Genomic DNA, 21,308 nt, shown 5'->3' with positions numbered 1-21,308 from the left:
GCGGAGCCGTACGATGCAACTGCCCCGCGCCCCTTCCGGGCACGATCGCGCACCGTACCCACCCCCCGCTCACGGCCTGAAGCCGCCGCTGGTGCAGGGGCCGGTGCCGCCCCGCCGGGCGCGGCCCGTACCGTGGTGGTGTGTATCGGTTCCTGCTGACTCCCCGCTGGTGGGGGATCAACGTCTTCACCGTGCTGGCCATCCCCGTATGCCTGTTCATGGGCACGTGGCAGCTCGGCCGCTTCGAGACGCGCGTCGACTCGCACCGTGAACAGCAGACCCAGGCCGAGGACGCCCGCACCGCGGCCGCCGAACCGCTGGCCGAGCTGCTGCCCGTGACCACTGTGACCTCGGGCCGCCAGGCCCGGGCCACCGGGCGCTACGACACCGGGCACCAACTGCTCGTACCGGGCCGGCAGCTCGACGACCGCGAGGGCTTCTACGTGCTGACCCTGCTGCGGGCGGACGGCGGCAAGGCGCTGCCCGTCGTGCGCGGCTGGCTGCCCGGCGACGCGAACTCCCCTGCCGACACCGCCAAGGTGCCCGCCCCGCCGGCCGGGGACGTCACCGTCACCGGTGCGCTCCAGGCCTCGGAGAGCCCGACCGCCAAGGGCGTGAACGCCTCCGGCGGACTGCCGGCCGGGCAGCTCGGCGTGATCAGCGCGGCCTCGCTGGTGAACCTTGTGCCGTACCAGGTGTACGACGCGTGGATCACCGCGCCCACCGCGACGGGGCCCATGGTCCCGGTGCCCCCGGCCGCCGCGCCCAACAGCGGCCTGGACCTCAAGGCCTTCCAGAACCTCGGCTACACCGGCGAGTGGTTCGTCTTCGCGGGCTTCGTCGTCTTCATGTGGTTCCGGCTGTTCCGCCGCGAGGTCGAGGCCCTGCGGGACGCGGAGCTCGGCATCACCCCCGACGGTCCGGACGGCGGTCCGGACGGCCCAGATGACGCTCGGCAAACGCGATCTCCAGCCGGAGCTGCTTGATCCGCTCCTCCACCACCAGCGAGCCGTGCCCCGCGTCGTAGCGGTACACCTCGTGCGGGTGGCCGCGCTCCGCGAGCCGCTCCACGTAGTTCTCGATCTGGCGTATAGGACACCGGGGGTCGTTCGCCCCCGCGGAGATGTAGACCGGCGCCTGGACCCGGTCGACATGGGTGAGCGGCGACGAGGCGGCGAAGCGCTCGGGCACCTCCTCCGGGGTGCCGCCGAACAGGGTGCGGTCCAGGGCCTTCAGCACCTCCATCTCGTCGTGGTAGGCCGTCACGTAGTCGGCGACGGGGACCGCCGCCAGGCCCAGCGCCCAGGCGCCGGGCTGGGTGCCCAGCCCGAGCAGCGTCAGATAGCCGCCCCAGGAGCCGCCGGCCAGCACCAGCCGCGCCGGGTCCGCGAGCCCCGACGCCACGGCCCACTCCCGGACCGCCGCGATGTCCTCCAGTTCGATGAGGCCCACCCGGTGCTTGAGCGCGTCCGTCCAGGCCCGCCCGTAGCCCGTGGAGCCGCGGTAGTTGACGCGCACGACCGCGAAGCCGTGGTCGACCCAGGCGGCCGGCTGGGCGGCGAAGGCGTCGCTGTCGTGCCAGGTCGGGCCGCCGTGGATGTCGAAGACGACCGGGAAGGGGCCCTCACCCGCGGGCCGCTGCACCAGGGCGTGCACCGGGCCGCCGGGGCCCTCCACCCACACGTCCTCGACCGGCACCGAACCGGGGGCCTCGGCGATCCCGTGCAGCCCCGGGGGCGAGCTCAGCACGACGTGGCCCGCCGTGGAGCGCACGACCGGCGGCTCGGCGGCCGACGACCAGAGGAACTCCACCGTCCCGTCCGGGCGCGGCAGCGCGCCGGACACCGTGCCCTGCGGGGTGTCGAGCCGGGTCAGTGCACCGCTCGCCAGCTCGTAGCGCCACAGCTCGCTGCGGGCCCGGTAGCTGTGGTCGATCAGCAGGGCGGAGCCGTCCGGGAACCAGTCGGCGTCCAGATCGCCCGGCAGATCGACGGCCAGGGCCGTCTCCTCGCCCGTCAGGGCGTCCCACAGCATCGGCTCCCAGCGGCCGCGCCGCTGGTGCCCGACGAGCAGCCGGGAGTCGCCGTCGGCCGGGGCGAACCCCAGCGCGGACAGGCCGAGCTCCACCGTGCCGCCCCGGGTGTCGTCCAGTTCGGCCATGGGCGTGCCGTCCGCCCGGACCACGCGGATCGCCGCGTGCATGGCGTCGCCGTGCTCGGTGTGCTCGACGGCGATCAGCGAGGCGTCGTGGGACAGCGCGCCCACCCCGGCCGACTGCCGGTGCCGGTAGATCTCCACGGGCTTCTCTCCCGGGCGCACCACGTGGATGCTGGAGCCGCCCTGCTCCGTGGACCGGCCGACGACCGCCGAGCCGTCCCGGCCCAGGGCCAGGCCGTCCGGATAGGAGGGATCGAGACCGGGCGTCGCGGGCTCGTCCTCCCCGCCGTGGAAGGGCTGGCGCACCCAGGCGCCGAACTCGTCCCCGTCGGTGTCCGAGAACCACCAGATCCAGGCCCCGTCCGGCGACAGCCTGCCGCTCGTCGTCCCCTGGGGCCGGTCCGTGACCTGCCGCTGCCCGCCCGTGGCGCGGTCCCAGGCGTACAGCTCGAAGGTGCCCGTGGCGTTCGAGGCGAACAGCGAGCGCTCCGGGGCGTCCTGCGCCCACCCGGGCAGCCCCGTCCGCGGCGCCCGGAAGCGCTTCTCCCAGTCCGGCATGGATGCGTTGCTCTCGGTCATGCCCCCATTCTGCGCCGAGCCGCCGACATCCCGCCGAGCCTGTGGATAACTTCCGGAATCCGGAGGTCCGTTGGCGGGCGGGACGGGGCGGGCCCGCGCTTGACCGGCGAAACCTCGCGCCCGCGGCGGGACTTCACCGCCGGGGGACGGCCCCCGGGCCTTCCGTACGGCTCCAAAACGAGTCAGGGCCTTGATCCAATGATTGGATCAAGGCCCTGACCTGGCGTGTCGGGGTGGCGGGATTTGAACCCACGACCTCTTCGTCCCGAATGAGGTTCGGGGAAGATCGTCACAGGCCCTGATCGTTTAGTCGCAGGCCAGGGCATTGGTGCGGGTTGGGGTGGCGTGGCTTTGCCGGGGCTCGGGGAGTGAGTCGGCTCCCAAATGGCTCCCAGGCGGTACAACCTGCGGCTACGTGGGGGCGATCTCGGTGGGGAGGTGGATACCGAGTTCGGCGGCGGGCAAGCGGTAAGGGGTGCTTCGGAGCGGAGCAGCAAGCGTGGAAGACGACTGGCTTGAACGGCGGAACAACTCGGGTATTTACGGGTGCCTGGAGGTGCTGTGCCTCCTGCTCCGACCGCTGCAACCCGTAGCTGTCGGAGCCGACGTTGTCAGTGCCGACTCCTATGGTCCCGCTATGGCGATATTCCGGTCCAGCTACTCGCTCAGGCTCATGGTCGAAGAAGCGCGAAAACTCACCGAGCACGCTGGCGTGCGTGAACGGATCGACGCGGTGCTGCGCATCATGGGTGATGGCTTTGGAGGGACGTACGGTAAGGGAAGACCGCTGGTGAACGCCCTGGAGGATGTGGCCCAAGAGTGCCTGCTCCATGAGGAGTTCGCGCTAGCTCAGCGTTTCCAGAGGTTCGCCGGTTACGCGGGCGGTGAGCTCTTCCTCGACACCATTGAGAACTACTACGACGCGGAGGCACGGCAGCGGAGCGAGGAGTTCATGCGGCGAATGACTGCCATGGGCGCCGATCGAGCCGTGTCCGCCCTGGAAGCGCTGCGCGCCGAGAATCCCAATGCGAGTGTCACCGACGTCCTTGCTCTCTTCCGCGGCATCGCCCGGTCCGCCGGCCATCTGGGTATCGGAGGCGGAGAGGGCGGAATCCAACTGTCCACCAAGTATCTCAAGCGCCTCCAGGCGTACGGGCACATGGAGCTGATCCTGCGGGATCTGCCCCGGCCGGCCTCCGCCGAGACCGCCCGGATGATGAGCGATTTCCTGGAAGACGCGGATGCTGGAATGCTGGCTCAGTTGTTGGAACTGCGGGCCAGGCGGGCGGGCCTCGCCTCCCTGCGCGTTGCAGTGGACCGTCCTGAGAGCTCCGAGGGTGCCCTCCACGCCTGCTTGAAGAACCAGGAGTGGATCTTCGGTGGTGCCTTCGTGGCTGAGCTGGCCCGCCGCCAGTACACCCCGGACACCATTCTCGACATTCCGCTGCTGCGAGGAGACGGTTCCTTGCATGTGGTGGAACTCAAGCGCGCCAACATCGAGAAACTGGTCATCCGGCCCAGTGGCCAACTCATGCTGGGCGCCCCGGTCCACCGCGCGGTCTCGCAGGCGCAGAACTATCTACGGACCTTGGACGAGGGCCGTGAAACCATCCTCGCGCGGTACGGGGTCGACACGCGCAGGGCTTCCGCGACTGTCGTGATTGGGCATCCGCAGTACGTGAGTGAGGGGGTCACACCCCAGCAGGTCGCGGACACGCTGCGGACCTATAACACGCATATGGCTCGTATAGAAGTGATCACCTACGAGACCTTGCTGGAGTCTGTGGAGCGGATGCTGGCGCTCTCGTCGGTCGAGCAGACCTCCGGCCAAGTTGAGGGACACACGGCATGAACGACGACTCTCCCGCGATCGAGCCGCTCTTGGCGAGGCTCTGCGGTGGCGCCATCAGTGGCAAGGACTACGTCGGCTACTTCATGAATGAGTACGGCGAGGAGCTCGTTTTCGCCCAGCGGCGGGGCGACAAGACCGCCAGGCTCTGGCACAGTGACGTGGACTGGGAGATGGTCCGGGTCGGTGATCATTCGATACGGCTCGACGGGCCCATGGAAGGGGTGATCACCGTGGCCGACCTGATCATCAACCGCTCCGAGGCGACATGGCTCTCCTCCTGCTTGGCGGCTTCTCGCCATTTGCGCCCGGGACGTGACGTGCCTGAGACGTATAGAAGCGAGCCAAGGCCTGACCTGGGGCGCCTCGGGCGAGGTGGAGATAGGAGCAACACATGGGAGCCAGCCAACAAGGCTGACTCCCATCGTTCTGGCGTCATGCCCGAACTGGGCGGTTGGTGGCTGGTGTCCGGCAACCTCGACTCCGTGGTCGGCGTCGACTGGGACGAATGGACGGGCGCTCTGGAACGCCTCAGCCTGAAGTGCGGTGAGGCCCGGCTCTTCCTCCAGGACCCGGCGGGCGGCACCGACGTCCGGGCGACCTGACCGGCGTCACCCCCTGCGGCTACGGCTGGCTGGCTCTGACAGCACTCGGCACGGGGCACGAGGCTCTGGGCGGACTGATCCTCTGATTCCCTGGGCTGGCTCCCCATGGAACCCGACGCCACTCCTCAACGGCTCGCCGACACCTGGCACATCGTGTGCCTGCCGTTCCTGATGCAGTTCTCCTCTCTCCCACGGACGCCTGGGCAGTCAGCACCTTCAACCGCTCCCCGATCACACCGGCTGGAGCGGACGTGGCGGTACGAGAGGCGTGCCTGTCGGACGAGACCGTGATGGCGGAAGCCTTAGCGGCGGGGAGAGTCTGGGGGCGGCACGGGTGCCGGGGGCTTGGCCGGGAGGCCGAGCGGGTTCAGCGCTCGTCGGAGAGCGCGTCGGTCAGCTCATGCGCGTTCACGAGGTAGAGGTCATCGATGATGTCGAGGCACTGGGCTCGGGTCGAGGGATTCCCCTGGCGGTACAGGCGCAGCACTACATCAATGAGGTAGCGCTGGATCAATGCGTATCCGCGTCGTCCGACCCTGCTGCCCTCTCCGGAGAACGTCGCCAATGCCCGGCACGCGTCAAGTGCCCGAGACGGCAGCCGCAGCGTCGTTTGAGCAAGCGCGCGAGCCAGCCTTTCTGGATGCTCCGGGAAAGCAGGGCTGGTGAGAAAAGAATCGATGAGATCGTCCGCGATGTCTGGTGGCAGCGACGCCATCCCGGTGAGGGAGTGTGCTGCCGCTGTGCGGACTGCCGAGTCGTCGTCGTGGAACATCTCTTGAAGCAGGGACGCGCCATAAGCAGGATCACTGGCGACAGCCTTGGCAGCCCCTTCGCGAGCCGCCAGAGTGAGGTCGGCGATGCTCGCAGGCATGCAGGGCAGCAGTTTCCTCTGCATCGCAAGAACGGCCCAGGTAACTCCCGCATGTTGAGCGGCAGTCGCGGAGCCAGCGAGACCCCTGGCCAATTCCGGTGCGAAGCGTTCCGTATCACGGAGCAAGGCCCGAGTGAGCAGAATGTGGGTGGTTCGTGCCTCGTGGATGTCGACGGGAACGCCTGCGAACAGGCCTTCTGTGAGATCGAGGGCGACCTCCGGAGCGTGGCGGATGAGCTCGGTCACGGCCTCTGCCGCGCAGGCCCGAACGGCCATGATCGGATCGTGAGCGAGTCGGTCGAGCATCGGGAGGAGGTCCTGGACAGCGGCGCCCGTCGTCCTCAGCAGGGAGCTGATCGCGAGCGCGGCCTCCCCGCGCGTGGAGTTCACCCCTGCGGCCAGCAGGTCACCGGCGTAGGTGTACGAGCCGGATCCTGTATCGACTCGGGCCACTTCGGAGTCGGGGTGCGGATCCTGGACGAACCTGCGCAACAGGTCGAAGGTAACGGGGTGTTCCGCCGCTTCCGGCGCAGCGATGCGTATTGCTGAGCAGACGTCTCGTCCTATCTCCGATCCGATGTGCCTGACGGCATGCGCGCAGAGGTCCAGCAGGCGGTCGGCGTCCACCTTGCCGGCGACGCCATTGATCACAGCACGGTAAGCGGGCGGCGGGATGCTTGCGTTGAAAGAGCACGCGAGGTGTGTGAACCGCTCCGGCTGCTGCTTGGCCAGAGTTTCCAGGAGGGACGCCAACTCGGTCGCCCCTCCTGTCGGAGGGTCCTGGCTCCAATCGACTCCCTCCTCGTCGTACTTGTTCAGTGCTCGCAGCCACTGGGCGTCTGTCATGTGCTCGCTGGCGGAGGGCGGCACCGGGGACCCGACCCAGTGGGCTTCCACGGTGCGGGGCCCGGTCGGGGGCTGCTGCTCGAACTTCCGCTCCAGCTCCCCCAGACGTTTCGCCACCTCACCGCTCCGACGCTCTTCGGCGATTCCGCTGAGGAGCACGTACTGGGTATGACCGAAGGCCTTCCGGTACTCGGAGTGACGTTCCCAGTCGGGGAAGTGATTGAGCAGCAGCTGGACGAGCCGACGCAAATGGTGCTCCCCGCAGTCACGCGTCGCCTTGGCGATGAGTTCACGTGCAGCCCAGTGAGGACTGTCCGACCAGCCGATGCGAAGGCGTTCGACATTGCCCGTCAGCCAGGCGAGCGCCTCGTCAGGGCGATCCCAAACGGCGTAGGTACGGCAGGCAAGGAATCGCAGAGCCTTCGCGCTGCTCCCTGCCAACGGTCCCATGATCTCCGTGAGAGAGGACGGGTCTTGCTGGGCCTGGAATCGCAGGGCGTCATGCACCGCCAAGTACAGGGCTTCATCGAAATCCGGGCTGATGGGTGAAGGCTGACGAGCCCATCGAGCGCGACACGCAGACCTGCCCGGATGCGCAGCATGGCTGGCCTCCGCAACAGCGATCACGAACGGCAGGACATGCTCAAGCATGGCTGCAGGAGCAGCCTCGGCCACCTCGGAGACAACCGTCTCCAGATGTGAGCCAAGCGGTACGGGAAGATGGCCCGACGCGAAAGGATCGCCTTCCCCTGTCGCGACAGTGTGCTGCAATCCGCGGTTCAGGAAGCTTCCCAACAGACGGATAGCCGAGAGCGCATCTTTCTCGCCCAGATGCTCGAAGAGTTCCCAGAAACGCCTGCCCGCAATGTCACCGCTACCGGGCACGTCATCGAAGTCGCCCCGTTCGATGAAGGCGAGCACCAGCTCCGCCGAGAACAGCGAAGGCCGTGTGGTGACCCAGTCGAGCAGACGCTGCCGCCAAGGACCGTCGGCGTCCCGGTACGGTTCGAGCAGTTCCACCAGCCGGGCCGACTCCGCCGCACACCAGGTCAATTGAGGGAAGACCAGCGGTGCCAGCTGAGGGTCGGCCAGCCATCTTTCCCAGTTGCCGGTGTCAGCGGCCTTGAACCAGGCAGAAAGCCCCAACAGGTTGCGCAGCCTGCTCGCAGTGACGTCTTCTCCCCACGCGTAGGGCTCTACCGCGACCCAGTCCTCGCACGTGGCATCGAGCTGTTCGAGCACTGCAAGAACCACGAACCGCAGGTGGGGCCTGACCACGTCCGACCCGAGAAGACGAACCGCCGTGTCCCTGAACGCATCGCGGTCTGTGTCACGCAGATGTTCCAGGACCTGCCGTGTCTGGGCCCGGCGGAAAAGAGCCTGCCCGCTCGTCGCGAGGAAGTCGTGGAGGTCCCTGCCCATCAGTACGAAGGCTCGCGCGAAGAGATAGTCGAAGTACGTCTCATGGAAGAACCCGACGCGCTTGTCCGCATGGAGCAGGATCCCTCCCGAGACGAGTACGGCTACGTCGGTCCTGGCGAACCGGTCCAGGACGGCGTACGGGACCGTGATGGTCTCGCGACGGCTCATTTCCTCGACGAGCCGGTGAATGATGGCCTGCCACGCCTCATGGGAGAGGGTTCGCTCCGCCTCGCGCCGGGTTTCGTCGGTGTACTGGTCGTAGAGCTCCTGGAGGCTTCCGTACGCGGTGGTCCGTGCTCGCGCCGACAAGCGGCAGAAGATCGCAAGGTGCAGCGGGGTGCGCAGGAGAGCCAGCGTTTTGGCGCCCAGTGACAGCGACGGCGTGCTGCTGGCCTCGAGCACCGCGCGCACGGCATGGTCCTCCAGCCGACCGAGTGAGAACCGTTCGACGACGCCTTCCTGGCCGACCAGGCTGGTGAGCCGTGGGTCCTTCTCGACGTCGATCGTCCGTGCCACCAAGACGACCTTGACGTTCGGTGCGCCGGAGAGCACCTCCAGCATTTCGTCCACGGCTTCGAAGACGTCGGGTATGCGGCCGCTGTAGGTGCTCGCCGCGTCGAGTTGGTCCACCACCAGCAGCGCCGGAGAGCCCTTGGCCACCCGGGCGATCAACGTTGCGGGGCAGGCGGGGAGATCGAGTCGACGGCCTACGGATCCAGCAGTGCGGTCGGTCGCCTCCACTTCGTCCATCCGGAAGGGCAGGACCGGCCACCCATGAGCTGCCGCCATGCAGATGACCTCGCTTGCCACCGTGGACTTGCCCATGCCGGCCGGTCCGTCGCACACCACCGTGGACGGCCCGTCTCCTCCTGCGATCAGGCGGTCGAACAGCTCTTGCGCCTGAGGTCGCGCGGCCAGTCCGAACGGTGGCCGTACGCGTTCTGCGCGCCGGAGGAAGCGTCGTTGAGCCTGTTGAACGGCCCGCCAGTCGGTGGCGACGTCCGGCTCGGATGGATCGCGCCCTGCCGAGAGGTCGGGGGCCGCGCCCTCCGCCTGCTGTGCTCCGAACAGGAGGTACTGCACGACGCCCACGGCGGCGGCGTTGTCGGATGCCTGAACGTGCAGCGGCTGCCCGGTCAGGGCCTCACCTGCGGCGGAGGGCAGCACCTTCTGATCAGGACGGTGTGGAGCGAGTGGGCCTGAATCACCCGGTCCGTTCAGCCCCGCGTCGGGTCCGGGACGGAAGGGGAAGTCATGTGCACTTCCCCGTTCACCACGCCTGCGGCGAATGAATGATGGTCGGCTTGGATACGTACGTTCTCTCCGGTGACGGCGCCGGAGGCCGGAGACGGGCCAGTGGAGGAGGCCGAGTGCTCGTGCACAAGACGCTGAAGACGCTCCGCCGCCTGCATGCGTGCGTCGGCCTGCAGCTTCTCCAACGTCTCAGTGAAGTAGGCCTGCCAACTCAGCGCGTGCTGAGCGGTGATGCTTGCGGAACAGCCGCTGCTGGCTGTCTGCAGGGCGGCCGCAGTCTCCGCCAGCCGGGCGACTCCTGTACGCTCGGCCTCCCTTTCGCACTGGGCGAGCCATGATGCGATCTGCGGTTCAAAAGACGGCCAGAGCGCCGTTCCCGCCGTCGCCACGACGGCGATTCCTGCTTCGGCCGCGATAGCGCGCAATCTCTCCGGCAGCATACGTCCCCCTTCAGTCCGGCCCGGAGTCACGATAGCCAGTTGAGCAGGCCGTCAGCAGCCTTTTACGGCCATTGAGTCGTGCGAAACAGTGGCATGAGGTGGCTGGAATCATTCGGTGTCGTGCGTGCGTCGAAATAGGAAACATGAAACTCTATCCTGCCTGGCGAAACGGGTGCCGGATCATGTAAGACTCTCCTCCGTCAGAGGTAGAACAGTAATTCGGCGACCTGGGTCGTGAAGAAAGGCGGAGGCGTGGACGTGCCATTACGTTTCGGGGCGGAGTTGCGTCGGCTGCGGGAGGCCGCCGGTATGACGCTTCAGCAACTGGCCGAGGAGACGAACTACAGCAGAGGGCACCTCTCGAAGATCGAGCGGGGAGACAAGCCCCCCGCCATGAACCTGGTGCAGCGCTGTGACGTGTACTTCCGTACGGGTGGACGACTGCGCAGGGCGTACGCCGCCGAGGTGGGGCTCGCCGGGGCCAAGCCGCGGCCGGCGCGTCGCCAGGTGGTGGCCGCAGGGATGAGTTCGCTGCTCGTCCCCGGCCTGATGGACGGCGGGCGCGACGTGGAACTGCCGCCGGGGGAGCTGTTCCAGGATCAGCTCGACCAGATGAAGCGGTTGGGTCAGAACCTGGCGCCGGGCGCGATGTTGCCCGTCCTGCGCGCTCAGGTGACGAATGTGATTGCGCTGGCCTCCCGGAGCAGCGGATCTTCTCGGGCTGGCCTGCTGGTCACGGCGTCCCGGTTCGCCGAGTACATCGGATGGATGGCACAGGAGGGCGGCGACGAGACCTTGGCGCTGAGCGCTACAGCCGAGGCGGTCGAACTGGCGCAGGCTGGCGGCGACGAGCACCTCGCGGACTACGCGTTGGTCCGTCGCGCACTCGTCACGTACTACGGCGGAGACGCGTCCCGGACGATCGCGCTGGCCCAGCAGGCGCAGCGCGGAACCGCGCCGCCGCGGATCAGGGGCCTTGCGGCGCAGCGTGAGGCCCAGGGGCACGCGCTCCTCGGCGATGAACGGTCCTGTGGGCAGGCTCTGGAGCAGGCGCGCGAGCTGCTCGGACAGGCAGAAGACCTCTCCGACGGTCCGGTGCTGGGAACGAAGCAACTCCTCGACCCCGTCTCCATGGTGAGCGGCTGGTGCCTGTACGACCTAGGCCGTCCCCGCGAGGCGGCTGAGAAGCTGGAACGTGAGTGCCGGCGTATCGCGCCGTATGCCCTGAACACCCGTATGCGGTACGGCATGCGGCATGCCCTGTCGCTTGCCACGGTAGGCGAGATCGAGAGCTCCTGCGAAACGGCTCGTGAACTGTTCTCCTTCATGGCCGTCGTCCCGTCCGCCACAGTGCGTACCGATGTACGACGGCTCGACCGTGAATGGTCACGGTTCCACGGAAACGCGGCGGTACGCAGTCTGCGGCCCGCTCTCGCCAATGTGCTGAATCCCGCTCAGTAGCGGCCGGATTTCTGCCATTCCTATCGGTTGAAAACTGCAGGTACTTACTGTCTACCCGGTCGAGAATTCTGCATTCCGGGTGGCTGGCTCTCGCGCCCTTCTATGTGGCAATTTCGATTCTCCTTCGCATCGGACGACTTCATTCAGAACGGAGACCCACATGCCTCAGATCTTTGTGAACTACCGGACCGACGACGAGGAATCCACCGCCACACTCGTGGACAGGGAACTTTCCCGGGTTTTCGGCAATGAGAACGTCTTCCGGGCGAGCAAGTCGATCGGGCCGGGCAGCCGGTTTCCCCAGGAACTGCTCACCGCAGTCCGCCGCAGTCATGTGCTGCTGGCCGTGATCGGTCCTCGCTGGCTGACGGCAGGGGGCTCCGGAGGCCGGAGCCCCCTGGAGGACGAGAGCGACTGGACGCGGCGAGAAATCCGGGAAGCATTCGAGACTGGGGCCGTCGTCATCCCTCTCCTGGTCGGCGGAGTGAAGCGGCTGGCTGAAGAGGACCTCCCCGCGGACATCAAGGACCTCGCCGACTGCCAGTACCGGCGGCTCAACCACCGGAATGCCGAAGCCGATCTGACGAGGCTGGCCGACGACCTCGTGAAGCTATCGCCCGAACTCGCCGCATCCGTTGAGAGCAACAACTACCGATCGCCCTCGACCGCATCGGACGACGAGCGTGAGGAGGATGCGGGCGCTTCCGGCGGTGCCAGGGTGCGGGCAAAGGTGATCAAGCACCGCCAGCGTGGCGGCATCGGAAACCTCAACGGTGACTTCTCCGGGACTTTCGTCAGTGAGCCCCAAGGCCCCGTCCACACCGGGAGCGGGCATCTCTATCAGGCTCGTGAGCAGCGCCTCGGTCTGTACGGCTCGAGCGAGAACGGTGGGCTGAACCCTGTGGTCGACCATCACGGGGACGAGGACGGACAGCTTTGACTGGTCCAGGCGGTACATCGGTCAACAACCCGCAGGGTCCTCTGCACAGTGGAGGAGGGAACCAGTACAACTACCACTGGTTCATGGGGAGCGAAGAATCGCTGGCCAGAGCCGGTACTGACCGGCTGGAGATCGTACGAGAGTACCAACTCCGGCTGGCCCAGTGCTTCGTCCGCCCACGCGGCTACGGCCGGGGCGGCCGAACTGCTGGCACGCCCCGGTGCGGTGGTGGTTCTGCAGGGTGTTCCCGGGACGGGCCGACGCGCGGCGGCGACGATGTTGCTGGGAGACCCGGCTGCACACGGTGGCCGGATCGAGGAACTGCAGGCGGATCTGAAGGAGGAGGGCCCAGATCCGTCGCCCGACGACCGCTACCTGCTGGACCTCTCTCGCGTGGCCGAGGACGGATACGCGGCGGCCCAGCGCACGCTGATGAGATACCGCTCACTCGTGGAAAGGCGCGGTGCTCGCATGGTCGTTGTCTTCCCGGCAGGCTTGGAGTGGATGCTGGACGCGGAGCTCGCCCAACTCGCGGTGCCCCTCGAACGGCCCCGAGGGCGAGCGGTTTTCAGCAGGCATTTGCGCGTACGTCGCGTGCGGTTCGAGTACGAGCAGCTGAGCACGGACGAACTGCGCCATATGTTCGACATCGCGCCGATGCGAGAGCTGGACCGCCTGGCGGAGCTGGTGGTGCAAGCACGGAACGGAGCCCGCTACGGCACGGACTTCGTCCATTGGCGGGACGAAGCCCTGGCTGCCGCGACGAACTGGTCCCAGCAGGTGGCGCAACAGTTGCGGGAGCATCGGAGCGGATCGGAGCGGGCGTTGCTGCTGGCAGCCGCGATGATGAGCGGCGCGGCAGCGGAAACGATCATGGGTGCCGCGGGCCGACTGCTCGAACTCGCGGAACACCCGAAGGACGAGACGCCGAGACTTGCTCAGGTGGGTCTGGGGGAGCAGTTCGAAAAGCTGTCCCTCATCCGGGAATCCGATGGACGGGTCTGCTTCGGAGGACTTGCCTACGACGCTGCGGTCCGACGGCACTTCTGGGAGAACTTCCCGGACCTTCGCGAGGTTTTCCGGGACTGGGTGGGGCGCTGCGCAGAAGTCCCGGAACTGGGCCCGGAGGACCGTGGTCGCCTCGTCGGCCGGTTCGCAGAACAAGTGCTCTCCACCGGCCGGCCCGAGGACCTGTGTGTACTCGTCGAAAGATGGACCCAGTCCTCGGTAGGCGGCAGGCTGAGTGCCGCAGCCGCGACGGCCCTGGAACTGGGCCTCAGCCATGAACAGTACGGTACCCACTTCCGTTTCCGTGTCTACCAGTGGGCGACGGCAAGGAGTCTGAGGCCTGATCTCGCACGCGTGCTGATCGGTGTCTGCCGGCATGTCATCGCCGTGACGCACCCGGAGCAGGCCGTGGTCAGACTCCGTCATCTCGCCTTGCGCCGGGATACGGCCGGGGAACTCAGGCAAGAGGCACGTGTGGCACTGCTGCGACTCGCCGGCAGGAACCGGCGAATGTACGCGCGCGCAGTCATGCCGTTGTTGCCGAAAACGGGGGCGGAGAGCGGGAATCTGGATGTCCTCCTTGCTCTCCTGGATCCTGTGCATCTGGCGATCGAACCTCCCGGACAGCCATTCGCGCTGGCATGGCGAGTGGTCATGGGAGGGAAACCGGTTGCCGTCTGGCGCCCCCTCGTAGAGCGCTGGCTCGGTCTGCTGGCGCGGCGGAGAGCGAGCAACCGGGTGCTTGACGCTCTGCTGTTGGCGGCCTCGGGCGACCGGGACCTGCTGAACCAGCTCTACGTCACCACCTACGACTGGGCCGACTCACCCGTCGACAACAGCGTCGGACACACGCGACGCGAGGACAGAACGTGGATCGCAGAGGTGTTTTGCCGGCAAATTGATCGCGCACAAGGAGTCGGCGGCGTCTCCTCCGCTCCTGGCGCAGGAGTTACGGGGGAAGGAACATGAAGATCCGTCACATTACGCGCTTCCTGTCGGTCGGCCTTCTGACCGCCGTGCTGGTGACGGCAGCCGTCCACGGTTGGCCGATATGGGTGTGGTATCTGCTTCCCACGATCTGCGCCGGTGCGCTCCTGATCGACATACGGGTACCGCGCTCCGAGAGAAAGCCTTGGGCCTCGGCTCCCGAGCCGGAGGAGGTAGTTCCGGAGCATCCTGCCGAGAGCCCCTACCGGACGACCTCAGTGGTTTCGGTACCGGTGGAAAGCTCCGTTGCAGACTGCCCGTTCCTGTTCTCGGCAACCGTCTGGTGGCGACCAGCCGATCAGGACAGACCCTTGTCGCACGGCAATCCCGGTGCTTTGGCCTCGACGTCCGTTCTGGGGCATGTTCAGCGGCTGACGTCCGAGGAGCACCCCAACCGGTGCCTGTTCCTGGAGCACTCCATGGAGAGCGAACTCGGCCAGCCCGTTCTCGATGCAGAGGGACTGGTGATCACCTTTGCCACGGACATCCGGCTCACCCTGCGGCCGATGGACCGAGAGCACCTCGACGAACTGGAGGGGCTGCGCAAGGCCGTCGACACGTGGGAGAGCCGCCAGCAGCACGAACGCAATGTTCGCGAGTACCTCGGCGGCGACGTCCTGCAGACCCCAGGCAGCGCGGTCGTCTGGTGGATGGCCCGCCACGACGATCAGATCGAACGCGCGGTGGAGATGATCGCCCCTCTGACGGTCCTGTCGGCGGCTGCCAACGACGAAGAGATACCGGAGGACTACCGCGTCATGACGCAGCCTCATGCAGGGGTGCCGGGGGTCGACCCGGCGGGCGGCTTCGACCATCCGGAGCCGATCGGCGAGGAGGCCGCGGCGACCAGTCCTTCCCACCGGCCGACGGTGGAGTACCAGCACTCCATGGGTGATCAGTTGACCGGCCTGCTGGCGAGCATGGGGATCGATGAAGGATCAGTCGAAGGCGCGGTGTTCCTGCGTCGCCTCGCGGAGATGTCGGAAGCTGCCGGCCGGCAGGAGGCCGCGGAGAACATCCGCAGGCGAATGCGTGCGGAGAGACGGGAGGAGGCGCCGCCACGTGCTCACGGTGAGCCGGACGGCTACAGGGTAGAGGAAGCCACCCGACCTCCTCGCGTCGCCGGTTGGCAGGTCACACCGGACGGCACGGTGTCCGAAGCGGACGAGACGGACTGGTGGCGCCGTACAGAACCAGAACCCGATGGCCTCGACCCGACTCCTGAAAGGGGCGATCGGTGAGCATGCCCTCGGCACATGATGTCTTCGACCGGATCTGCCGGTCCGTGGAGGAGCGGTACGCCGACTCGGCGCCGCTGTGCGGGCGTACGACCCGGTGTCCCACGACACTCTGCGACGGAGCGGAGCGCACGTTGGACGATCTGATGTCCCGCACAGCCCGCAGTGAGCGCGGGTGCCTCGAACGAACCACCGCGTGGCTGCACGTCGCCGGTCACCTGCGCGAAGAAGCGGCGACCGGGCAGGAATACGACTGGACGCTGATCGCGGTGTTCCTGCTCGCTCCCCGCCTGCGGCGAGCGTCGTATGCGCTCTCCCGCCGTACGGGTGCCGAGCGCGCCGATGTCTGCTCCGCTCTGTTGCAGGGGGTGCTGGAAGCTGCTCGGACCGTCGGGAATACGGATGCAGCCGAGATCGAGGAGCACTTGGTCGATGCGGCATTTTCCGCAGGATGGCGGACTGGGCGGCGTAGCTCCAAGGAAACGCCGGCGACGGGAGTCGGCGAGTGGGATGCGAAGCCGGAGACGGTCGTGCCCGATTCACTGACCTTCGCTCTGGACGAGGTTGTGCACGTCGGTGCGATGTCCGGTGCACTCGCCCAGCGGGCGCAGGGCGAACGACTGGGTGCGCTCGCGTATCGCATGGGTCTCCTGGCACACGTGCGCACTGTCCGCCGACAGCGCCGGTCCCGACAAGGCCAACCGCGTGCCGGATTCCATCACAAGCCGACGGAGCCGAGTCAGCAGCCTTGCCTGTTCGAGCTGAGGAGGCCGGATGATGAAGCACCGGCGTGACGAGTCAGTGTCCTTCTCGGCGATGTTCGGACTCCCCGCCGAGGTCGGATTGCGCATGGCCGCGGAGGCTCTGAGCCTGAGCCCGAGCACTGCCTACCGGCGGGTGAGGAACGGTGACTTTCCCTGCCGGGTGCGCAGGACCGGGCGACGGTACGTGGTCCGGCTTCCGGACTTGATGCGCGCACTCGGCATTCAGGATGTCCGGGTGCGCTACGACGACGTCGAAACAGGAGCACGGTTCGCTTCTGGGGAGAGCGACGTCTGAGAAGAACGTCGATGGTCCCCACTGTTTGCAGCGGGACCATCGACAACGTGCCTGATGAGGCACTGGCGGGGGACGGGATTCGAACTCGTGAGGGGTTGCCTCAAGCGCGCTTCACTGTTTGTTCTCAGGTCCGAATGAGTCCGCTGCCGGACGTCCTTCGTCTCGATCTTGTCGGGCAGGGGCTCCCGCTCGAAGGAGTCTCGCGACTGGTTGGCCACTCCGGGACGGCCGTCACCGGAGGTCTACCGGAAGCAGACCCGACCCGTGATCCAGACGGGAGCCTTCGTGATGGACATCATCTTCAAGGAAGATGCAAAGCGGTAGTCACGCAGTTAGCCCCGCACAACACATCAGGGCCGGTTTCCCGTGAAGGAAACCGGCCCTGACCTGATACTGCTCTGTCGGGGTGGCGGGATTTGAACCCACGACCTCTTCGTCCCGAACGAAGCGCGCTGCCAAGCTGCGCTACACCCCGATGTGCTTCCGTCTCCCGGTTTCCCGGGCCGCCGGAGCAACGAGGACTACTTTAGCGGACCGGAGCCCGTAGGTGAAATCCGGTTTCCCGGGGCCTCACCTGCAGGGCTCCGGGCGGGGTCAGTCGCGGGCGACGAGGGTGAGGAGGGTGGCCTCGGGGGGGCAGGCGAAGCGGACGGGGGTGTAGCGGTTCGTCCCGCAGCCCGCCGAGACGTGCAGGTAGGAGCGGTGGCCGCCGGCCTGGTGGGTGGAGAGGCCCTTCACGCGGCCGGTGTCGATGTCGCAGTTGGTGACCAGCGCCCCGTAGAAGGGGATGCAGAGCTGGCCGCCGTGCGTGTGCCCGGCGAGGATCAGCGGGTAGCGGTCGGCCGTGAAGGCGTCGAGCACCCGGAGATAGGGGGCGTGGACGACGGCCATCGAGAAGTCGGCGTCGTCCTGCGGCCCGCCGGTCACCCGGGCGTAGCGGTCGCGCTTGATGTGCGGGTCGTCGAGGCCGGTGAGGGCGATCTCCATGCCGTCGATCTTGAGCGAGCCGCGGGTGTTGGTGAGGTTGACCCAGCCCGCGCGGTCGAAGCCGTCGCGCAGGTCCTCCCAGGGGTTGTGGATCGCGCCGACGACCGGCTTGTTGCCGTTGAGGCCGTGCTGCCCGGTGGCCCGCTCCATCAGGTAGCGCGCAGGGTTGCGCAGCTTGGGCCCGTAGTAGTCGTTGGAGCCGAAGACGTACGCGCCGGGGAAGCGCATCAGCGGGCCGAGGGCGTCGAGGGTCTCGGGCACGGCCTCGGGGTCGGAGAGGTTGTCGCCGGTGTCGATCACGAAGTCGGGGCGCAGCCCGGCGAGGGACTGCAGCCAGCGCTGCTTCTTGCGCTGGCCCCCGACCATGTGGATGTCGGAGACCTGGAGGACCCGCAGCGGCCGCATGCCGGGCGGCAGCACGGGCACGGTGACCCGCCGCAGCCGGAAGGAGCGGACTTCGAAACCGGCTGCATAGGCGAGGCCGGCCGCGCCGACCGCCGTGATGCCCAGGGGTACTCCGTATCGCGCACGCATGGGCCCATCGTCGCAGACTGCGGCGGGTACCGGCTCACCGGCCGGTCCGCGCAAGGGAGTTCGCCGTTCCCGGCCCGCCCGGGGTGCCGCCCGGCGGTTAATACGGAGCACACGGGGGTGCGGGATGCGAAGATTGCGGCATGACCACGCTCAAGTCCAGGCTTCAGGACGACCTCACGTCCGCCATCAAGGCGCGCGACGAGCTGCGCTCCTCCACGCTCCGCCTCACCCTCTCCGCGATCGGGTACGAGGAGACCGCAGGCAAGGTGGCCCGTGAGCTCTCGGACGACGAGGTGCTGAAGGTGATCACGCGCGAGGCGAAGAAGCGCCGCGAGGCCGCCGACGCCTTCGAGAAGGGCGGCCGCGCCGAGCAGGCCGAGCGTGAGCGCGCGGAGGGCGAGGTGCTCGCCGACTACCTGCCGAAGCAGCTGTCGGACGAGGAGCTCTCCGCGCTCGTGGCGGAGGCCGTGGCCGAGGCGAAGGCCGGCGGCGCCGAGGGCCCGAAGGCCATGGGCGCCGTGATGAAGCTCGCGAACGCGAAGGTGGCGGGCCGCGCCGAGGGCGGCCGGGTGGCCGCCGCGGTCAAGCGGCTGCTCGCGGGCTGAGGCCCGGTCGCAGCACGGAACGACGGAAGGGGCGCCCGACCAGTGGTCGGGCGCCCCTTCCGTGCATCTGACAACCGTGACCGCCTACTGCTGACCCGGCTGTCCCTGCTGACCGGACTGCCCCGGCTGCTGCTCGTTGCCGGTCCCGCCGCCGATCACGCCAGGCGGGAGGGAGAGTCCGGGCAGCGGGTCGGGCTTGGGGCTGCCGGGCTTGTTGTGCCCCGGCTTGTGGGACCCGCCGCCCGGCTTCTCGGTCCCGGGCTTGCCCGTCCCCGGCTTGTGCGTGCCCTGACCCGTGCCGGAGTGGTCGTCCCCGGTGCCGGTGGCGGGGCCCGTGCTGCTGTCGTCGGCCGCGGAGGGGGCGAAGGCCGGTGCGTCGCGGCCGTCCAGCGCGCCGTTCATGGCGTCCCGCCAGATCGGGCCCGGGGTGTCGGCGCCGTAGACCTTGTCGTGGTAGACGCCGCCGATGGTGATGTTCTCCATGTCGACGCCCTTGGTGCCGGGGCCGCCGACCCACACGGCACCGGCCATGTTCGGGGTGTAGCCCACGAACCAGGCGGCCCGGCGCCCGTCCGTCGTACCCGTCTTGCCCGCGCTGTCCCGGCCGTCCAGCCCGGCCTCCTTGCCGGTGCCGTCCTCGACCACGCCCTTCAGCAGGGAGTTGACCGTGTCGGCCGTCTGCTCCGACATCGCCCGTGAGCACTGCGACTTGGGCACCCGGAGGGCCTTGCCGTCGGGGCCGGTGGCCGACTCGACGAGGACGGGGGAGCAGTACGTGCCGTGGTTGGCGAAGGTCGCGTAGGCGGACGCCATGGTGAGCGGGGACATGCCCTCGGTGCCGAGCGCGATGGACGGCACCTGCTCCATCTTGCTGCCGTCGGCGGGCTTCACGCCCATCTTGGCGGCCATCTTGGTCACCGGGCAGATGCCGACGTCACCGATCAGCTGGATGAAGTAGGTGTTGACCGACTTGGCGGTCGCCTCCCGCATCCCGTACGGGCCGACCTCGCTCCGGTTCTCGTTGCTGACCATGTCGCCCTCGGAGTTCTCCCAGGTGCCCTTGCACTTGTCCACCGAGTCCGGGTACGGCATCCGGTAGGGCGAGGGGTACGTCTGGTACGGCGAGGTGCCCTGTTCCAGGGCCGCCGCCGCGACGAACGGCTTGAAGGTCGAACCGGTCTGGAAGCCGTAGCTGGATCCGCCCATGGCGTGGTCGGCGGAGAAGTTGATCTGCGTCTGGTTCTCGCCGAAGCCGTACGGTCGTGACTGGCCCATGCCGAGCACCTTGCCGGTGCCGGGCTGGACGATCGAGACGGCGGTGGCCACCGGGTCGGTCTGGTAGACGTGATCGGTGATCGACTTCTGGACGGCCTTCTGGGTCTGCGGGTCGAGGGTGGTGCGGATCGTCATGCCGCCCTCGTTCCAGCGCTTGGCCCGGGCCTCCTTCGTCTTGCCGAAGACGGGGTCCTGGAGGAAGACGTTGCGGACGTAGTCGCAGAAGAAGCCCGCACCGTCGACCGCCGTGATGCAGCCGCTCTTGGGCTTGCTGACGGTCAGACGGATCGGCTTGGCCTGCTCCTCCGCTGCCTGGGCGGGGGTGATGTCCTTGAGTTCGGCCATGCGCTGGAGCACGGTGTTCCGGCGCTTGGTGGCCTCCTTCGGGGCGAGGACGGGGTTGTAGCGGCTGGGCGACTGGACGAGGCCGGCCAGCAGCGCGGACTCGCCGAGGTCGAGGTCCTTGGCGTGCTTGCTGAAGTACCGCTGGGAGGCGGCCTCGACGCCGTAGGCCTGCTGCCCGAAGAAGGTGATGTTGAGGTAGTTGTCGAGGATCCGGTCCTTGCCGAGCTCCTTCTCCACCTGGATCGCGTACTTGAGCTCCTTCACCTTGCGGCCGATGGTCTGCTGGGTGGCCATGGCGACCTTGTCGGGGTCGTCGCCGGCCTCCTCGATGAAGACGTTCTTGACGTACTGCTGGGTGAGGGTGGACGCGCCCTCCGAGACGCCGCCCGACTGGGCGTTTCTGTTTATCGCGCGGAGCACGCCCTTGGGGTCGATCGCTCCGTGCTCGTAGTAGCGCGAGTCCTCGATCGCGACGATCGCCTTGCGCATGTACGGGGAGATCTGGTCCAGCGGAACCACGGTGCGGTCGCGGGAGTAGACCTTCGCGATCTCGCCGCCCTGGGCGTCGAGGATGGTGGTGCGCTGGCTCAGGGGCGGTGTCTTGAGGTCGGCCGGGATCTCGTCGAAGCCTTCCATCGAGCCCTTGGCCACCAGGCCGAATGCGCCGATGCCCGGAAGGGCCAGACCTGCCAGCACGACTCCTGAAAGGACGCTGACACCGAGGAACTTCGCGGCCTGCCGGGTCACTGGATGACCCCCGCCGGAGCGCTTCATAGCCATGGAGGGAAGCCTACGTTCTCATTCGGCGGACAGACGCCCATGTGTTCGCCTACGCTGATTCACGCC

General features: G+C 67.7%; 15 protein-coding genes, 1 tRNA gene and 1 pseudogene. 11 read left to right on the top strand and 6 right to left on the bottom strand.

Going from position 1 to position 21,308, the window contains the following annotated elements:
• The first annotated feature begins 140 nt into the window (after nt 1–140).
• The gene (locus ACLHRZ_RS24275) at nt 141–986 is read left to right on the top strand and encodes an SURF1 family protein (RefSeq protein WP_490420598.1); all 846 of its coding nucleotides are present in this window, start codon (nt 141–143) and stop codon (nt 984–986) included.
• On the opposite strand, the gene ACLHRZ_RS24270 is transcribed toward ACLHRZ_RS24275, so the two are convergent.
• Nucleotides 907–2,715: a S9 family peptidase gene (locus ACLHRZ_RS24270; protein WP_490420617.1), complete on the bottom strand. Its 1,809-nt coding sequence runs from the start codon at nt 2,713–2,715 to the stop codon at nt 907–909. The genes ACLHRZ_RS24275 and ACLHRZ_RS24270 overlap by 80 nt on opposite strands.
• A 658-nt stretch (nt 2,716–3,373) precedes the next feature.
• Here ACLHRZ_RS24270 and ACLHRZ_RS24265 point away from each other — a divergent pair.
• Together ACLHRZ_RS24265 and ACLHRZ_RS24260 are read left to right on the top strand one after the other, a co-directional pair.
• Nucleotides 3,374–4,588 carry a Shedu anti-phage system protein SduA domain-containing protein gene (locus tag ACLHRZ_RS24265; protein ID WP_490420597.1) on the top strand — a complete coding sequence of 405 codons (1,215 nt, stop codon included), beginning with the start codon at nt 3,374–3,376 and terminating at the stop codon, nt 4,586–4,588.
• Complete coding sequence (locus ACLHRZ_RS24260; protein WP_490420596.1) at nt 4,585–5,190, top strand: hypothetical protein; 606 nt, start codon at nt 4,585–4,587, stop codon at nt 5,188–5,190. Before ACLHRZ_RS24265 ends, ACLHRZ_RS24260 begins: the two co-directional genes overlap by 4 nt.
• Before the next feature lie 367 nt (nt 5,191–5,557).
• On the opposite strand, the gene ACLHRZ_RS24255 is transcribed toward ACLHRZ_RS24260, so the two are convergent.
• Both ACLHRZ_RS24255 and ACLHRZ_RS24250 read right to left on the bottom strand, forming a co-directional pair.
• The gene (locus ACLHRZ_RS24255) at nt 5,558–9,496 is read right to left on the bottom strand and encodes an NACHT domain-containing protein (protein ID WP_490420595.1); all 3,939 of its coding nucleotides are present in this window, start codon (nt 9,494–9,496) and stop codon (nt 5,558–5,560) included.
• Nucleotides 9,497–9,546: 50 nt separating this feature from the next.
• Entirely contained in the window at nt 9,547–10,023 is a 477-nt protein-coding gene (locus ACLHRZ_RS24250) for a hypothetical protein (protein WP_490420594.1), read from the bottom strand.
• A gap of 252 nt (nt 10,024–10,275) precedes the next feature.
• Between ACLHRZ_RS24250 and ACLHRZ_RS24245 the strand changes: the two genes are divergently transcribed.
• The 7 genes and pseudogenes from ACLHRZ_RS24245 to ACLHRZ_RS24215 all read left to right on the top strand — a co-directional run.
• On the top strand, nt 10,276–11,484 hold the full coding sequence (locus ACLHRZ_RS24245) for a helix-turn-helix domain-containing protein (protein ID WP_490420593.1): 1,209 nt from the start codon (nt 10,276–10,278) through the stop codon (nt 11,482–11,484).
• A 160-nt stretch (nt 11,485–11,644) separates the two neighbouring features.
• The gene (locus ACLHRZ_RS24240) at nt 11,645–12,424 is read left to right on the top strand and encodes a toll/interleukin-1 receptor domain-containing protein (RefSeq protein ID WP_490420592.1); all 780 of its coding nucleotides are present in this window, start codon (nt 11,645–11,647) and stop codon (nt 12,422–12,424) included.
• A gap of 225 nt (nt 12,425–12,649) precedes the next feature.
• A complete protein-coding gene (locus ACLHRZ_RS24235; protein WP_490420591.1) occupies nt 12,650–14,401 on the top strand; it encodes a hypothetical protein in 1,752 nt (583 codons plus the stop codon).
• Nucleotides 14,398–15,660, top strand: coding sequence for a hypothetical protein (locus ACLHRZ_RS24230; protein WP_490420590.1), 1,263 nt, complete (start codon nt 14,398–14,400; stop codon nt 15,658–15,660). Before ACLHRZ_RS24235 ends, ACLHRZ_RS24230 begins: the two co-directional genes overlap by 4 nt.
• Nucleotides 15,661–15,791: 131 nt before the next feature.
• Nucleotides 15,792–16,451, top strand: a complete 660-nt coding sequence (locus tag ACLHRZ_RS24225; protein ID WP_490420589.1) for a hypothetical protein — start codon at nt 15,792–15,794, stop codon at nt 16,449–16,451.
• Nucleotides 16,432–16,716, top strand: a complete 285-nt coding sequence (locus tag ACLHRZ_RS24220) for a helix-turn-helix transcriptional regulator (RefSeq protein WP_490420588.1) — start codon at nt 16,432–16,434, stop codon at nt 16,714–16,716. The genes ACLHRZ_RS24225 and ACLHRZ_RS24220 overlap by 20 nt, the downstream gene beginning before the upstream one ends.
• Nucleotides 16,717–16,863: 147 nt before the next feature.
• Nucleotides 16,864–17,040 (top strand): annotated as a pseudogene (locus ACLHRZ_RS24215) (site-specific integrase); the annotation flags it as partial.
• 77 nt (nt 17,041–17,117) lie between these two features.
• On the opposite strand, the gene ACLHRZ_RS24210 reads toward ACLHRZ_RS24215, so the two are convergent.
• Both ACLHRZ_RS24210 and ACLHRZ_RS24205 read right to left on the bottom strand, forming a co-directional pair.
• Nucleotides 17,118–17,191: transfer RNA gene (locus tag ACLHRZ_RS24210), tRNA-Pro, on the bottom strand.
• 119 nt (nt 17,192–17,310) lie between these two features.
• Nucleotides 17,311–18,237: a metallophosphoesterase gene (locus ACLHRZ_RS24205; RefSeq protein ID WP_490420587.1), complete on the bottom strand. Its 927-nt coding sequence runs from the start codon at nt 18,235–18,237 to the stop codon at nt 17,311–17,313.
• Between the two features lie 140 nt (nt 18,238–18,377).
• Between ACLHRZ_RS24205 and ACLHRZ_RS24200 the strand changes: the two genes are divergently transcribed.
• A complete protein-coding gene (locus tag ACLHRZ_RS24200) occupies nt 18,378–18,842 on the top strand; it encodes a GatB/YqeY domain-containing protein (RefSeq protein WP_490420586.1) in 465 nt (154 codons plus the stop codon).
• Nucleotides 18,843–18,926: 84 nt separating this feature from the next.
• On the opposite strand, the gene ACLHRZ_RS24195 is transcribed toward ACLHRZ_RS24200, so the two are convergent.
• The gene (locus ACLHRZ_RS24195; RefSeq protein WP_490420585.1) at nt 18,927–21,242 is read right to left on the bottom strand and encodes a transglycosylase domain-containing protein; all 2,316 of its coding nucleotides are present in this window, start codon (nt 21,240–21,242) and stop codon (nt 18,927–18,929) included.
• Between the last annotated feature and the right edge of the window lie 66 nt (nt 21,243–21,308).

The organism is Streptomyces sp. AM25, assembly GCF_058146165.1.
Note: the sequence above shows the minus strand (reverse complement) of the source record. Positions and strands in the feature narration are given on the sequence as shown.

What these genes read in the sequence shown, in the direction of transcription:
- ACLHRZ_RS24200 (WP_490420586.1), top strand. Translation starts at nt 18,378, where the DNA reads ATGACCACGCTCAAGTCCAGGCTTCAGGACGACCTCACGTCCGCCATC.
- ACLHRZ_RS24230 (WP_490420590.1), top strand. Translation starts at nt 14,398, where the DNA reads ATGAAGATCCGTCACATTACGCGCTTCCTGTCGGTCGGCCTTCTGACC.
- ACLHRZ_RS24205 (WP_490420587.1), bottom strand. Translation starts at nt 18,237, where the DNA reads ATGCGTGCGCGATACGGAGTACCCCTGGGCATCACGGCGGTCGGCGCG.
- ACLHRZ_RS24260 (WP_490420596.1), top strand. Translation starts at nt 4,585, where the DNA reads ATGAACGACGACTCTCCCGCGATCGAGCCGCTCTTGGCGAGGCTCTGC.
- ACLHRZ_RS24265 (WP_490420597.1), top strand. Translation starts at nt 3,374, where the DNA reads ATGGCGATATTCCGGTCCAGCTACTCGCTCAGGCTCATGGTCGAAGAA.
- ACLHRZ_RS24195 (WP_490420585.1), bottom strand. Translation starts at nt 21,242, where the DNA reads ATGGCTATGAAGCGCTCCGGCGGGGGTCATCCAGTGACCCGGCAGGCC.
- ACLHRZ_RS24240 (WP_490420592.1), top strand. Translation starts at nt 11,645, where the DNA reads ATGCCTCAGATCTTTGTGAACTACCGGACCGACGACGAGGAATCCACC.
- ACLHRZ_RS24250 (WP_490420594.1), bottom strand. Translation starts at nt 10,023, where the DNA reads ATGCTGCCGGAGAGATTGCGCGCTATCGCGGCCGAAGCAGGAATCGCC.
- ACLHRZ_RS24220 (WP_490420588.1), top strand. Translation starts at nt 16,432, where the DNA reads ATGATGAAGCACCGGCGTGACGAGTCAGTGTCCTTCTCGGCGATGTTC.
- ACLHRZ_RS24270 (WP_490420617.1), bottom strand. Translation starts at nt 2,715, where the DNA reads ATGCCGGACTGGGAGAAGCGCTTCCGGGCGCCGCGGACGGGGCTGCCC.